Source organism: Dulcicalothrix desertica PCC 7102 (genome assembly GCF_003991905.1).
In the GTDB taxonomy this organism is placed as follows: domain Bacteria; phylum Cyanobacteriota; class Cyanobacteriia; order Cyanobacteriales; family Nostocaceae; genus Dulcicalothrix; species Dulcicalothrix desertica.
Map to the genome: position 1 here is coordinate 11,436 of NZ_RSCL01000002.1, position 15,921 is coordinate 27,356.

At 36.6% G+C, this 15,921-nt stretch carries 10 protein-coding genes and 2 pseudogenes; 6 read left to right on the top strand and 6 right to left on the bottom strand.

The window, feature by feature from the left end; translation table 11 throughout:
• Positions 1–257: 257 nt before the first annotated feature.
• From DSM106972_RS55660 to DSM106972_RS04225, 5 genes and pseudogenes are all read right to left on the bottom strand, one after another.
• Positions 258–1,607: pseudogene (locus DSM106972_RS55660) on the bottom strand (IS110 family RNA-guided transposase).
• An 812-nt stretch (positions 1,608–2,419) separates the two neighbouring features.
• Positions 2,420–2,632: a bacteriocin gene (locus DSM106972_RS04210; RefSeq protein ID WP_158632762.1), complete on the bottom strand. Its 213-nt coding sequence runs from the start codon at positions 2,630–2,632 to the stop codon at positions 2,420–2,422.
• Between the two features lie 519 nt (positions 2,633–3,151).
• Positions 3,152–3,370, bottom strand: coding sequence for a hypothetical protein (locus DSM106972_RS04215; protein WP_127079184.1), 219 nt, complete (start codon positions 3,368–3,370; stop codon positions 3,152–3,154).
• A 93-nt stretch (positions 3,371–3,463) separates the two neighbouring features.
• Positions 3,464–3,679: a bacteriocin gene (locus tag DSM106972_RS04220; protein WP_127079186.1), complete on the bottom strand. Its 216-nt coding sequence runs from the start codon at positions 3,677–3,679 to the stop codon at positions 3,464–3,466.
• Between the two features lie 92 nt (positions 3,680–3,771).
• Entirely contained in the window at positions 3,772–3,981 is a 210-nt protein-coding gene (locus DSM106972_RS04225; protein ID WP_127079188.1) for a bacteriocin, read from the bottom strand.
• Between the two features lie 414 nt (positions 3,982–4,395).
• Here DSM106972_RS04225 and DSM106972_RS04230 point away from each other — a divergent pair.
• A pseudogene (locus DSM106972_RS04230) lies at positions 4,396–5,456 on the top strand (transposase); the annotation flags it as partial.
• A gap of 304 nt (positions 5,457–5,760) precedes the next feature.
• Here DSM106972_RS04230 and DSM106972_RS04235 read toward each other — a convergent pair.
• Entirely contained in the window at positions 5,761–5,973 is a 213-nt protein-coding gene (locus DSM106972_RS04235; protein ID WP_127079190.1) for a hypothetical protein, read from the bottom strand.
• Between the two features lie 266 nt (positions 5,974–6,239).
• Between DSM106972_RS04235 and DSM106972_RS04240 the strand changes: the two genes are divergently transcribed.
• The 5 genes from DSM106972_RS04240 to DSM106972_RS04260 all read left to right on the top strand — a co-directional run bounded on the left by DSM106972_RS04240 (position 6,240) and on the right by DSM106972_RS04260 (position 15,919).
• On the top strand, positions 6,240–7,685 hold the full coding sequence (locus tag DSM106972_RS04240) for an NHLP bacteriocin system secretion protein (RefSeq protein ID WP_127079192.1): 1,446 nt from the start codon (positions 6,240–6,242) through the stop codon (positions 7,683–7,685).
• Positions 7,686–7,707: 22 nt separating this feature from the next.
• Complete coding sequence (locus tag DSM106972_RS04245; protein ID WP_127079944.1) at positions 7,708–9,942, top strand: NHLP family bacteriocin export ABC transporter peptidase/permease/ATPase subunit; 2,235 nt, start codon at positions 7,708–7,710, stop codon at positions 9,940–9,942.
• A gap of 1 nt (position 9,943) precedes the next feature.
• Entirely contained in the window at positions 9,944–12,607 is a 2,664-nt protein-coding gene (locus DSM106972_RS04250; RefSeq protein ID WP_127079193.1) for an NHLP bacteriocin export ABC transporter permease/ATPase subunit, read from the top strand.
• Between the two features lie 563 nt (positions 12,608–13,170).
• Positions 13,171–14,667 (top strand): sigma-70 family RNA polymerase sigma factor, encoded by a 1,497-nt coding sequence (locus DSM106972_RS04255; RefSeq protein WP_127079195.1) that lies wholly within the window; start codon positions 13,171–13,173, stop codon positions 14,665–14,667.
• A gap of 10 nt (positions 14,668–14,677) precedes the next feature.
• A complete protein-coding gene (locus tag DSM106972_RS04260; protein WP_127079197.1) occupies positions 14,678–15,919 on the top strand; it encodes a DUF1822 family protein in 1,242 nt (413 codons plus the stop codon).
• Positions 15,920–15,921: the final 2 nt, after the last annotated feature.

Below are 15,921 nucleotides of genomic sequence, written 5' to 3' on the forward strand. Positions count from 1 at the left end.
GAAACACATCCCATCGCTGAAGATTTGGTAAGGGCGTAACGGTTAAAATTGGCGCTTAATTTTTCATGGTAATTGTCACGCTTGATTTTCAAAAAACAGCGCGTTATATGACGTTTTGATAATGCACTAAGTAACTGAGAGTTAAACCGTACCCTTAGTTATACGTTGATTTTTAAGTAATGCTCCTATCTACTAGGGTAATAAAAGCATCTTATACAGCGCACTGTTCCTCACTGATTGTAGGTTGAGCAACTAGATCAAAACCCTGCATCGTGAGCTTTCTTCTTTAAGTTGTTTACCATACGTTCATGGTATTTTTGCTCATAAACATCAACACCTGGGTCTACATAAGCTGTTGCTGATGTCCTGCATACGGTAGAAAATACGTGCTAGTTTGTGAGCAGCCGCAGTAATTGCCTTTGGTGCCCCCATGCGAGATTGCATTCGTCTGTAAAATGCTCCCAAGGCAGAATTGCTACGACAAAGTGTTTGTGCTGCCATGCGAAAAGCATCTTCCTGCCCGATTGACAACAGGGCGAGACGCGCGAACTTTTAACCTTACCACCAGTCACGCGACTACCAGGACATAACCCCAGCCAAGAAGTGAAATGTTTGACTGTGGGAAAACGAGAAGGGTCTAGCCCAACTTCAGATAATATAACCAAAACAGTTAAAGCTCCAAAGCCATTAATTTGAGTAAAGTCTACACCAGTAATGCGATATAAATGGGTACGTAAATCAAACTGAGGAGCATTTCCTGGTTGCTTTTTGCCACGACGTTTTGGTTTGCCAAGAGGATTAATATTAACGTCTACTTTATCTATGAATTGAGCTAGACACTCCTCGATTTGAGCATCACATTCAGTTATTTGTGTCTGGTAGAATTTATACAGTCCTAGCTCTTGTGACAAAATAAACACAAGTTCTGGTCGATAATCTCCAGTTAAAGCAGCAGCGATACTCGTACAACTTGCTCTAATGTGTTCGTCTTTTAGTGAGCGCCAATTTCTTTGGGTCACGCTCACCGGAAACAATCGCATTGATAATTGCCATACCAGTAGTGCCCGTAATGTCACTAATAACTCGATGCAATTGTATGTTCATTTCAGTCAAAGCTTTTTGCATTCAAAGTACGTGGACACAAGCACTTTTAATCAGGTTGTCCCGTTGTCGCATATAACTACGAAGAACACAAATTTGGTCGTCTGGACGCTTGGGAACCTGCGCTCCAACCCGTAAGTATGTAGCTGTTGCAGCCACTGGCAATAAGCGTACGTCAGTTTTGCGCCCTGGTACAGTTTTAACGTGATGAGCAAAAACATCGTTTAACCTCAAAGCCTTTGCTTTCCAGAATTTGGAACACAGGTATCCAATAAACACCTGTTGATTCCATTGCTACAGTTTCAATTCGACAAGCCTTTAGCCAGTCTGCCATTGCATACAAATCAGCAGTGAAACAGCCGAAACTGCGTACCGAGTCTTCTTGTCTATCTGTAGGAACACGCTCCCCAGTGTCTGTCTGCACCAATATCTATACCTGCTGCATTTGCGTTAATTAATGGTAAATTAGAACTTGGTGATTTTGATTGCAATTGTTTTCTGCTCATGGTAGCCTCCGTCATTGCAGCTACATTTTTAAGAGTATTTATGTACCCCGACCTGAGTGAGGTGTCCAAATCTAATCTCCGCGCACGGGATAGTGACAATTTAATAGTCACTTCACCAATAAATTCACCAATTTCACTCAGAACCAGGCTGACATACGGGCGTAATTAACACCACTGTTAACACGGTTTTGACTGTCAGGGTAACTATTAATTGTAAGTCTCAAGCTCTCAAATTTCCCTTAAATTTCCTGTGTTTCTTATATATATCACTTGCGGCTCCCGTCCGCTAGTCAGAGGCTGACATCTTGCACCTTCTCAATAAGGGTAAGGTGGGCACTGCCCACCCTACGCAAGAATGAGCATTACAAGCCTTTTCATTCTCAATAAGTTCAAGGTGCAAGATGTGAGCCTCCGACTGGCGCCGCAAACGCTCCAGTAAAATATAAAACTAGCACATTTTTTGGGACCCTTATCATATATGGATTTTTTGAATGTGCAAGTTAGGAGTTAAGTTAAAAATTTTTGCCATTATAAGCAATTTATTTAATTGGAAGTTTCTTAATTAACAGCTTATACCCTGAAAGCTTTTTTACTCAATTGCCGACTTTTCAAACATCCTCTTAAGGTTTTGCTACCTAATATGTAAAAACCTGGTTTATTTAATAAACCAGGTATAAAACATACGACAATACTTTTCTATTAAATCAAAAATTTTAACTCTTATAAGCAATTTATTTTTTGCTCATTAAACAAACTGTATTGCAGTATTTAGGCATTTAGCACTCGAATGATAAATCTGGAGTGAAAAAGCCTTAGTCTAAATCATTTCCTTGAAAACGACGAGAGCGCTGGCCACATATACGACGTGCCGGTCCTACTTTAGCGCTCGTTTGGGCGCACCTGCTTCTCATAAAACCACCAGAGATGTTGTTTAATTCTTCATTAGATAATTCGTCGGTTGTAACCTTATCTACTGATGAAATCACTTTTTCGAGTTCATTTTGCATTAATTGTTCGTTAGACATTATTTTGTTCCTTTTGTGTTTGCCCATCGTGAATTGGTGATATCCGCTTCACAATTACCAATATAGTCACATCGAACCAATCTAACAATTCAAATTCTTTCGATGTCTGACCGAAATAATTAATAGTTATTAAGTTTCAGTTATAAAATAAACCATCAATAGCTGAAATGGTTATTTCTTCTTAAGGTTGTGCTACCAAACATATAAAAACCTGGCTCATTAAATTAACCAGATATTAGCAATACTGCAATAGTTTTCGGTTAAGTGAAAAACTTTTGCCCTCGGAAGCAATTTATTTTTTGCTCATTAAACAAACTGTATTGCAGTATTAAAACGTGTAGCACCCGAATCAATACTGCTCGGTTAAGCTTTTTTAATTAGAATTAATCCCCCAAAATCCCCCTTAATAAGGGGGACTTTATAAAGCTTTTAGCCCCCCTTAATAAGGGGGGTTGGGGGGGTTTTTATTCTTAACCGAGCAGTATTGGCACCCGAATGAGAAGTTTATTAGAAAAAGCCTTAATCTAAGTCATTTCCTTTAAAACGACGAGTTCTCGCCACACAGGTTCGCTGGGTAAATCGACGTACTTTGCTTCCTATTAAACACTGACTTTCCGGACCACGACCACCACCTGCAACTAATTCTAGCTCTTCATTAGATAATTTGTCGGTTGTAACTTCATCAACGTTGGAGATAGCTTTTTGAAGTTCGTCTTGCATTAATTGTTCGTTAGACATTGTTTTGCTCCTTTTGTGTTTGCCCATCGTGAATTTGTGATTGCAGTATTTAGGCATTTAGCACTCGAATGATAAATCTGAAGTGAAAAAGCCTTAGTCTAAATCATTTGCTTGAAAACGACGAGAGCGCCCAAGACATATACGACGTACTGGGTTTCCTTTTCTAGCGCTCTTTTGGATGCATGATTGTGCCCTAAAACCACCAGAGATGTTGTTTAATTCTTCATCAGATAATTCGTCGGTTGTAACGTTATTTACTGACGAAATTGCTTTTTTGAGTTCATTTTGCATTAATTGTTCGTTAGACATTGTTTTGTTCCTTTTGTGCTTAATTTAGTGAATTTGTGATTGCAGTATTTAGGCATTTAGCACTCGAATGATGAATCTGGAGTGAAAAAGCCTTAGTCTAAATCATTTTTTTGAAAACGACGAGAGCGCATGACACATGCACGAGCTTGTCCTGTGACTCTTGTTTTTGCAAGGCATCTATCTCTCCTAATACCACCAGAGATGTTGTTTAATTCTTCATTAGATAATTCGTCGGTTATAACGTTATCTACTGACGAAATCGCTTTTTCGAGTTCATTTTGCATTAATTGTTCGTTAAACATTGTTTTGTTCTTTTTTTGTTTAATTTAGTGAATTTGTGATTGCAGTATTTAGGCATTTAGCACCTACCTAATATCGCTCACATCCTATTCATGTAAAGCTATTGATACTAACTCATATCTTGCACCTAACGTAAAAACCCGTATAAAGCCAATTAGAAATGGTAAAACTATAACCAGAATATAATTTTATTTTTTAAGTATATATGAATATATTTTTGACTAGAGGACACCATATTAATACGGAATTAAGAGCGGAAATTTGGATTTGATAATGGCGCCATTGAGTCGGGAAATTAGATACAAAAATACTTACAGTAGTGAGTAGTGATGAATTTTATTTGCAATATGGCGCCAAAACATGAGAAAAAGGGCGTTGAAGTTTATAAGAATAAGCAAGAAAAATGGTTTCAATTCTTAGGCGCGGGACAAAATCTAGTTTACACTTTGATGTCATTAATGCCTTCTATTTACCAACAAGAAAACCTTGAGGCGATGTTGGGAATGTTTTTAGAAGCACAGGGTTATCTCCTACCCCAACACAGTAAAAGTAAGTCAGCCAGCGCCTTGAGCAGATTTCTTAATATTTACAATTGGTCAACTAGAGGCGTGATTCGCACTGCCCGTAACCGTATTATCAAGGAGATTTTGTCTGAGAGATCGTTGGGGCGCCAACCATTTTTACAAGTTATTATTGACCTGACAACTTTGGAGAAATTTGGGAAATTTAAGGAAAAGCGAAAACTTAATCAGTGTGTACCACGGAAAACGAGGTTTACATTTGGTTGTGGTGTATTTAGTGGTTGGTAGATGGCGAGTGCCCTGGAATTTCCGTGTTTGGCGGGGAAAGGGCGCCACATCCCCAGCAAGACTAGGATTAAAAATGGTTAAATATGCAGCCGAAAAAATTAACCAAGCACTTTAAAGAGGTAATGGTTCTAGTAGATACAGGGTTTGGTAGTATTCAATTTATACACAGTGTTCGAGAGAAAAAATTTCATATAATTGCTGGTATAGCTTGTACTCGTAAGTTAGTCGATGGACGCACAGTTGCTCAATTACACAAACGAGGACAGCAACTTTACCTTCAGGGTTTGAAATTTCCTGTCTATATCTCTTGGTATTATTTTAAACGTCATGATGGTAAATATGAAAAGCGATTTGTCATTTCTACCAAAGCTCTTAAAGCTAGCAGCATTTCTTGGTGGGGCAAACGAAGATGGCAAATAGAAGGTTGGTTTAAAACGGCAAAACATCGGTTTGGGTTACACCGTTTTGGGCAAGGAAGCCTCTTAGGAGTCTATCGTTGGTTGGTTTTATCCCTTATATCTTATGTTTTAGCGCACTGGGCTTATTTATCAACATCAGGCGCCTCCGATACCATACCTGATTGGGGAGAAGCTGCAGAAATTGCGTTCCAAACTATATTTCCCCATTTGGTAGTGTTACTTCTTTTACAAGATATTGAACGTTTGAGAGAACTAGCACTTAGTCAAGGAATTGACATTCAAATTTCCAGGTGCAAGATATGAGCTAAGCCCACCTACTTGAGCTAAAAAGCCCACGTAGGTGGGCTTTGCTGCATTAGCCACACCCTTGTAGGGTGTTGGCGGGTTAAGAGCAAATAAGTAGTTACGCAAAATTAATTAGATGTTTTTTATCACGAAACTAATCGAGTAAAACCTATTATTAGCAGGGGTTTGAGCTAAATAATAATTTCCTTGCTGGAGTATAAATATTTTTGCGTCAGTACTTAATATGCAGCTTCACAGAAAATCGGTATTAGTCTAAATCATTTCCTTGAAAACGACGAGAGCGATTAGTACATACACGATCTTGTCTTGAGCCGATATTGCTCTTTACGACGCATCTCCGTCTTCTAATACCACCAGAGATGTCGTTTAATTCTTCGTTAGATAATTCGTCGGTGGTAACGTTATCTACTGACGAAATCGCTTTTTCGAGTTCATTTTGCATTAATTGTTCGTTAGACATTGTTTTGTTCCTTTTGTGTTTGCCCATCGTGAATTGGTGATGTCCGCTTCACAATTACCAATATAGTCACATCGAACCAATCTAACAATTCAAATTCTTTCGATGTCTGACCGAAATAATTAATAGATGCTTCGTGCTAGATGCTTCGTGCCCGACTCATGACAGATATCTAAAGATTTATGAGTGATGTCAAAAGATTTAGGATAGCTTAGATTTTGGGGACAGTCTAAAATGGATAGCTGATCTAAACAAAAAATTATAAGTAAATGCTATACCAAAAACGTAATTTATTTAGAAAAGAGTCATTAGACCGTTTAGCTTCTCCTGAGAAACTAGACCAGTTGATGAAGGTTGTTAACTCTAAAAGCCGGCTATCTTTGTTTGCTCTGGGTTCTTTAGTTGCAGCTGGTGCTGTTTGGAGTATTTATGGACGCATTCCCGTTACTGTTGAGGGTCAAGGAGTACTAATTTACCCTCGAGTGGCGCCACTTGAATCAACGACTACAGGCATGTTACAAAGTTTAAATGTAAAAGTTGGAGATGTGGTCAAGAAAGGACAGATTATCGCGACTATTGACCAATCGGAAGCACAAAAACAATTACTACAGCAGCAAAATAAACTAATGCAGCTAAAGTTACAAGAGCAAGCTGTTACTACTCTGCAAAGAATGCAAACTCAGCAGGATAAAAACTCGATTCAGCAACAGCGTCAATATCTTCAGATGCGGATTCGAGAAATTCAATCTCTGACACCTATGCTCAAAAATAAAGGTGATAGTACTATAACAGTACAACGCCAAAATTTGCAAAAACGTATCCAAGAAGCTCAAACGCTAACTTCGTCTTTGAAGCAAACAATGGATATTCGCAAAAAGCTGTTTAAGGAGGAACGAGCTATTACAAGGGATATTGTTTTAGATGCAGAACAAAACTATTTAGAAAATACAGAAAAAATATTAGCTCTGCAATCTGAGTTGAAGGAATTAGATATAAAGGAAGCTGAACAAGAAAAAACTTATCACGAAAGTATGACTGAAATCGCTGAACTACAAGCTCAGTTAAAACGTTTAGATACTGATTTTAGTACTAATAATCAACAAAATTTACAAAATGCTAATATCCGCAAAAATGAGATATTAGAGCAAGAGCGAGAGATTATTAAACTTGAACAGCAAATACGTAATAATAAGCAGATTATAAGTCAACACTCTGGACACATTTTAGAACTTACTGTTGCACCAGGACAATTAGTTAACTCAGGGGTTCGCTTAGGAAATATAGACAAAAGAAATCCTGATAGCAAATTGGTAGGTGTAACTTATTTCCCAGTTGCCGAGGGTAAGAAAATTCAACCAGGAATGAAATTACAAATTACACCTGAAACTGTTAAACGAGAACGTTTTGGTGGTATATCTGGTACTGTTACGTCTGTTTCTTCTTTTCCTGTTTCTAGGGAGGAAGCAAATAGTGTTGTTGGTAACTCTGAGTTAGTAGAGGGTATGGTAGGTCAAAAGCAAAATGGAGTAATACAAGTATTTGTCAAGTTAGATATAGATGCTGCAACTCCAAGCGGTTACAAGTGGTCTTCTTCTACTGGACCTACGTTAAAACTTTCTTCTGGTACAACTGCTAGCGTTCGAGTCAAGGTTGAAGAATCATCTCCTATCAGCTATATTTTACCAATATTGAGGTCTGCAAGTGGTACATACTAATATGACTACGGCGCCTACTGATATGTGGCAGTACTTGCAAAAATTGCTTATATGTCCTAAGCGAGCTACTACTCCTACTATTTTACAAATGGAAGCTGTTGAGTGCGGCGCCGCTGCCCTAGGAATTATACTCGCTTACTATGGTAAAATAGTACCATTACCCGAATTACGTCGAGAGTGTGGTGTTTCTCGCGATGGCAGTAAAGCTTCTAATATGCTGAAAGCTGGGAGGCATTATGGACTCGAAGCAAGGGGTTTCAAAAAAGAACTAGACCAACTTCAAGATTTACGTTTTCCTTATATAGTGTTTTGGAACTTCAATCACTTTTTAGTTGTTGAAGGTTTTTCTAACCGACGAGTTTATTTAAATGACCCAGCCAACGGGCGCCGAAGTATACCTTTAGAGGAATTTGATTCTGGATATACTGGAGTTGTACTGACGATGCAACCCAGCTTTGAGTTTACTAAAGGTGGATATAAGACTAATATATTAACATCCTTATGGCAACGTTTACAAGGCGCCACTGCGGCGATACTTTACTGTATAATTGCAGGATTCTTTTTAGCAATTATTGGACTTGCTGTACCAGTATTCAGCCAGGTATTTGTAGATGAAATTCTGGTGAAAGGACAACATCATTGGATACGACCTTTACTAGTAGGGTTAGTTGTCATAGCAATAGTTCAAGGATGGTTAGTGCAACTACGATTACGACATTTACGGCGCCTAAAAAGTAAATTATGTGTGGGAATGTCGAGTCGTTTTTTGTGGCATATACTGCGTTTACCGATAAGTTTTTATGACCAAAGATTTTCTGGAGAAATCAGTGACCGTACTAACCTTAACGATGAAGTTGCTGACGCACTTTCTGGAAAGGTTGCAACCACAGTAATTGACTCAGTAATGGTATGTTTTTACACGCTTGTCATGTTTCAGTACGATTGGCTACTTAGCTTAGTCATTGTCAGCTTTGCGGCTATAAATTTTTTAACATTACAATGGATTGGGCGCCAGCGTGTAGATGCAAATCAATTATTACAGCAAGAACAAGGCAAAGCATCGGGAGCATCTATAGCTGCTCTCCAAGGTATAGAAACACTAAAAGCATCAGGTTTAGAATCAGATTTCTTTTCTAAGTGGTCAGGTTATTATACAAAAGCAATTAATTCACAACAAGACTTGGAAAGTATAAACCAGATACTTTCTGCATTACCAAGACTTTTGAGCGCGCTCTCATCTATGCTTCTAATCGTTTTTGGCGGTTGGAGAGTGATGAGTGGACATATGAGTATCGGAATGCTAGTAGCTTTTCAAGGACTTGTACAAAACTTTGAAAGCCCAATTAATAATCTTGTTGGCTTCAGTAAAACCCTGCAAGAACTAGAAAGTAATTTAATTCGTTTGGATGATATTTTATGTAACCCAATCGATTCACAAGTTGAGCAAAGAAACCTGAGCTTAGAACAAGAGCAAGGTAAGCAAAGTCAATTATCACCTTACTCTGTACGACCAAAATTACAAGGATATGTTGAACTGCGAAACGTCACATTCGGCTTTAATCACCTAGAATCTCCTTTAATTGAAAATTTTAATCTTGTTATTAAACCAGGACAGCGAGTTGCTTTAGTTGGCACCAGCGGTTCAGGAAAATCTACTATTGCTAAACTAGTATCTGGACTTTATCAACCTTGGTCTGGAGAAATTTTATTTGATAATAGTGTTTGCCAACAACATCATATATTAACTAACTCCATTTCTTTGGTCGAGCAAGAAATTTTGCTGTTTAGCGGAACTGTTAGAGACAATTTAACTCTTTGGGATACAACCGTATCAGAAAAGAATATAATTCGAGCTTGTAAAGATGCGGCAATTGATGATGTGGTTTGTGCAATGTCTGGGGGATACGATGCCGAGTTGATTGAGAATGCAGCAAATTTGAGTGGAGGTCAGCGACAAAGGTTAGAAATTGCTCGTGCTTTGGTTAACAACCCTTCAATACTTATTATGGATGAAGCAACGAGTGCCTTAGATACAGAAACCGAAAAAATTATTGACGAGAATTTACGAAAGAGGGGTTGCAGCTGTTTAATTGTTGCACATCGATTAAGCACTATCCGAGACTGTGACCAAATCATTGTTCTTGAACATGGAAAGGTTGTGCAACAAGGTACCCACGAACAACTTTGGCAGTTAGATGGTGCATACTCAAGCTTAATTCGTACCGAAGGTGAAGCACTCAGTAAGGAGGAATTATAAGATGGAATTACAAGAGCAGTTATATCAACTTAAAGGTAATGAACCGATACTTCTAAACGACCCACAAGCACTTTGGCAAATTCAATCTGGTTCCATTTCTTTATTTGTCGTCACTGTTGATAATGGTATTATTCAAGGAAATCGCCGTTATTTATTTAGCTGTAACCCAGGTGAAGCGCTGTTTGGAAGTTTAAAATACAGCGATAATCAACACCGTCAGATTTTAGCGGTACCAATTGGGACAGCAGAACTTCTTAAAGTAAATATTCAAAATATAAATCATTATCAAAACCTAAGTACCTTAGTTAAAGTTTGGTGTAATAAATGTAAAGCTGCGCTTAATGATGAATTTAAGTTTAACATTGATTTGACAAGTAACAACATTCAGAAGTTGCTTGAACGATTAGCGCAGTTTCATATTGAGTTTTTTGATTGTATTGATTTTGTCGAACAGCAAGAAGCGCTAGAAGAAATACAACGTTTACAAGCACGGGAACATCTTAATCGTCAAGTCACAAAACAAGCTTTAGAAGAATTAGCGTCTTCTCTCAATCACGAAAAACAAAACTCCTTTTTAGCAGAAACACACGATTCTCCATTATTATATGTTGCTGGTGCCGTCGGGAAAGCTTTAGGAATAAATATTCATCCACCTGCTAGTTTAGATGAGCTAAAAACAAAAGAACCTCTCGAAGCAATAGTTAGAGCTTCAAAAGTGCGAATGCGACGAGTGCTGTTGCAAGAAAATTGGTGGAAAAACGACTGTGGAGCAATGGTTGCTTTTACAAGCGAAGACGACCGACCAATAGCTTTGCTCCCAGTTTCTCCAACTTCTTACCAAATGCTTGACCCAATAGAGCAAACTCGTGCAACTGTAAATGAACGTAGAGCTTTGCTTTTATCACCTGTAGCGTATACATTTTATCGCTCTTTACCAAATCAAGTTCTCAACGCGAAAGATTTATTTAAGTTTATCCTTTTTGGTCGTAGTCGAGATTTAGTAATTATTTTACTTACTAGTATTGGCGCCGTATTACTGGGAATGGTAACACCCCAAGCAACTGCCATTATAATGGATAACGCCATTCCAGATGGTGACAAAAATTTAATAATGCAAATTGGAGTGGGATTATTAGTTACTACCTTTGCAACAACAATATTTAAATTAATCCAAGGGTTTGCTATTCTGCGTGTAGAAACAGCATCTGATGTCTCTGCTCAAGCAGCTGTATGGGATAGATTACTGAGACTTCCGGTATCTTTTTTTCGACAGTACACTACAGGTGACCTTCACAACCGAGTTTTATCGATTCATAATATTCGGCGCCGACTTAGTGGTAGTACTTTAGTAAATCTAATCACTGGTTTATTTGCTTTATTTTATTTAGGGCAATTATTTTATTATAATGTAAATTTAGCGATAATTGGTGTACTTGTAGCTGTAGTTACAGTTATTATCATTATTATGAGTAGTGTAATGCTTTTCGATAAAGTACGTCCACTACTCGAATTAGAAGGAGATATTTTTGGACAGAAAGTACAGTTAATCAATGGAATATCTAAATTACGTGTAGCTGGAGCAGAAGAGCGTGCTTTTGCAGCATGGAGTAAAAAATATAGTCGCCAAGTAAAATTAGAAATTAGTAAGCAAAAAGTCGAAGACTCCGTTACACTTATAAATACAGTAATCCCGACATTAACAAATGCTGCCTTATTTTGGTTTACAGTGCAAATGATGGCGCCGTCGCAATCATCCAGTGTCGGACTTACTATTGGTACTTTTTTAGCTTTTAATACAGCATTTGATACCTTTATTGAAGGAACTTCTGAATTAAGCAACACACTTACAGAAACTTTGCAAGTAGTACCCGAATGGAAGCGAACTCTGCCAATTCTCGAAACATTAACAGAAGTAAATTCTAATAAACGCAATCCAGGTATACTTACTGGTAAAATTGCAATGGAGCGCGTTAGTTTTCGTTATCTTCAAGATAAACCGCTAGTTTTAGATAACGTTAGTTTTTCTGTAGAACCTGGAGAGTTTATTGCTTTTGTCGGCACTTCTGGAAGTGGTAAATCAACTTTATTAAGACTACTACTAGGTTTTGAAAACTTGGATTCTGGTAATATTTACTACTCAGGTCAAGACTTGTCCAAATTAGATATCGAAGCGGTGCGCCGACAAATGGGTGTAGTCTTACAAAATGGTCACCTTCAATCGGCTTCTATTTTTGATAATATTGCAGGTGGCGCCAATCTTACACTAGACGAAGCGTGGGAAGCAGCAGAAATGGCAGGATTTGCCTCGGATATAGCGATGATGCCAATGGATATGCACACAATTGTTAGTGAAGGAGGTAATAACCTTTCGGGAGGGCAACGTCAACGCTTGCTTATCGCGCGCGCATTAGCACTAAAACCAAAAATTTTACTCTTTGATGAAGCAACCAGTGCTTTAGACAATAAAACCCAAGCAATAGTCAGTGAAAGTTTAGATAAACTGCAAGTAACGCGAATAGTTATTGCCCATCGTCTCAGCACTATCCGTTCAGCCAACCGCATATACGTACTTCAAGCTGGTCGCATCATACAACAAGGAACTTTTTCCGAACTTGCCCTAGAAACAGGGTTGTTTGCTCAACTGATGCAAAGGCAAATAGCTTAACACACCGATTTCTCGTATTAGGGCTTAGAAACCGGGCTTTTTAACTTTGTAGAGACCTTACATGTTCGGTCTCTACATGTATCGCATAAACGCGAAATATGCTGTAAGTTAAAATGCGTAAATTTTACACATATGAATACTAGATAGAACATCTGAAACAGTTATCATCTTCTGCTTGTGTGATAAAGGCACAGCAATTTTCTGCTCATTAGATGAAAGTTTTCTAACCCTGGTGCAAAATGTGAGTTAATCGAATATCATTTTACCAAAGCAAATATAGTACATACGCTTTACTTGGTACTAAAAATAGTTACTCAAAAACTTTTCCCATTATTGCATAATTGACTGCTAGTTCCGCCCATAGATAAGTAGAGCTTTGTGGATGTTGACTTTGAGTATAACCAATAGGACTTCATTGTAAAAAATGTATAGTCTATTTAGGATAAAACCTTAACAAAATTAACACCTTAGGTAGAACAGTTGACCGAATAGCAAAGTGCTTGAGTTGGCTTTTAAAGACTCAACCGTTTTTGGCTTTTCAAATCTACACTTTATATATAATTATGAAAAAGCGTGATAGTATTAACCAAAAATTTTCAACATTTGTTCAATTTACAGAAGCAGATAATATTACCTCTGTATCTTGGCAAGTTGACGTAGAGTTAGAGAGGCATATAAAGAAAATAAGGCAGTCTGACTGTGAAGCAAAGGAACAATTTTGGGCATTATATTTTCTTAAAAGCATACTCCAGGTGCCACAAGTTGAAAAAGAGAAATCATTGCTAAATAATTGTATTTATCAAGATAATCAATTAGAAAATTCACGAGACTATTCTTTAAAAGCGGAGAAGCACTTATTTGCATATTTACAAGAGTCTTGCTTATGGGCTGCATATAAAGTTTATAAAAAATTTACTTTGATTAGATATAAGTATCCTTTGGAAGAATGTTTCCAAATAGCTTGTATAGGTGCCAAACCATCAAAATTATTTAAAAATTTTAATTTAAATTACTCTAATAACATAAATAGTTATGCGGTAAAAACACTTATACATTTTATTCAAAATACAATATATTCTCAAGATATAGAAACAAAATCTTTAAAATATAGTGATTACGGTCTTTTAAAAGATTTAACAAAAATAGAATTAAAAACGGCTTTTCTTTGGCATGGTATAACTCAGCAAGAAATTGATTTATATTGTATTGCATGGAAATGCTTTGATGACGTTTATTCTTCTAATAAATTGAAAAGTAGCCGCTCTTTAAATTCCCCAAATTCAGAGCAAATTAAACAAATTTGTTTTTGCTACAACCTCCGATTACAACAGTTGAATATTTCTGCGATTCCAGCATCGGAAGAAAAAATTCAACAAATGCTATCAACCTGTATAAAAGTAGCAAGAGAATATCGTACTAAACGTTTTACACCTTTGGATGACTATGAGAATATACATGGCTTTCAAACAAATATATTAGATAATATTATACAAGAAGAAAGATGGGAGCAAGTCTTATTTATTTTATCTCAAATTTTTTTATCGATGCCAGAAGCTGGACAAATAATGATTAAACTTTGTAAAGGGTTCAGCTTAACTCAATCTGAGGTAGCAAATATTTTGAAAGATAAATATTGCGATTTACAAAAACAGTATCAAGTCGCTCGTCAATTAGCCAAGTACAATAGAAATATCTTAAAAGATTTTTTGATGCAATGGCAGTTAGTAGAACCTGATATGCCTCTCAATAATGAAAAGGATATTGAAAACATTAAAGAGGCTTTAGATGAATGCTTACAATTGTATATACAAAAAATATTGAATGATTGTTTAGAATTAATAATTAGCGAATTAAAAAAGGAGAATAATGCTAGAGTAAATGAACAAAACAATCAAGCAATTATACACCCAAATATAAAAAATAGAGTTATTATAGGTTTTATTGACCAATTAGAACAAGAGATGTCTTTACGTAGCAATTCCTTAGAATCTGTCGAAGATAAAATCACTATATTTGTAGATGAATGGTTGAAGGCTAAAAGTTATTCTCTAAAATACTAAGGAGACAAAAATGGTACTTGGATTTAATGAATTAAGTGTAATTTATTCAGAGCATTTGTGGTTAAAATTGTCTGAACAGCAAAAAGAAGAGGCATGGATGTTGTCTAATCAAGATTGCTACTCATGCGAAGTAACAAGATGGAATGCGTTTTTAAATTGTTTATCTTTAAATACTTTTTTAAGTTATTTAAAAGGAGACCCTGACTTTGAAAATATTTATAAAGTTTTGCCTCTAGTTGAAAATTTAGATAGTATTTGGGAATTTGTTAATGGTACACTTATAACTGTAGATGAAACTAAACTTGTATTAATACCCAGCGACAAAAGCAATATAAGTCATTTTTATATTCCTCAAGAATGGGTTGATATTCCTAATTGGGTTGCACGTTATTATTTGGCTGTTCAAATAAATTTAGATGAAGGATGGTTACGAATTTGGGGATGTGCTAGTCATCAACAAATTCGAGAAAAAGCTTGTTTCGACTCAGCAGATAAGGTTTATTGTCTGAGTAGGGAAGAGCTAGTTGCTGATATTAATGTAATGTGGGTAGCACAAAAATTTTTACCGTGGCAGGAACTAGAATTTAAACCACTACCTCAGTTATCAGTTACATATATAGAACAGTTACTTAGTAAACATTTGCATACCAACTCTTATGTCCTACGCTTAGGTGTACCGTTTGAAGAGTGGTCAATATTACTGTCATCTGATGAGTTACGTCAAGATTTATACCAACAATGTCTCAATAATAGTCAGATTAAACAATTTCAGAATTTGAAGATTGAAACTAACTTATGCAAATGGTTAGAAAATGCCTTTATTAATGGTTGGTACGCACTTGATACTTTATTAAGTCAACAAGGTAAAAGTTTAACTGTTCAATTTAGAAGAGATATGGTATTAAATGAAGTCTTAATTAAAGGCGCCAAGCTAATTGATTTAGGAATGAATTTAAACAATTCTAAATTTATTCTGCTAGTAGGTATATCTCCAAAGATAGATGACAGATATAGCATTTGTGTGCAATTGCATCCTGCAAATGATAATAATTATTTGCCATCTCAAATTAAACTAGTTTTACTATCATCACGAGGAGAGGTGCTTCAAGAGTCAGTATCGAGAAGTTATGACCACTATATTCAATTGAAAAGATTTAAGTCTCTCGCGGAGATAAATTTTTCTATACAAGTGGTTCATGGTTATGCTACTATCACAGAAGACTTTGTGTTAAAACAGTTTGTCAGTGAATAACC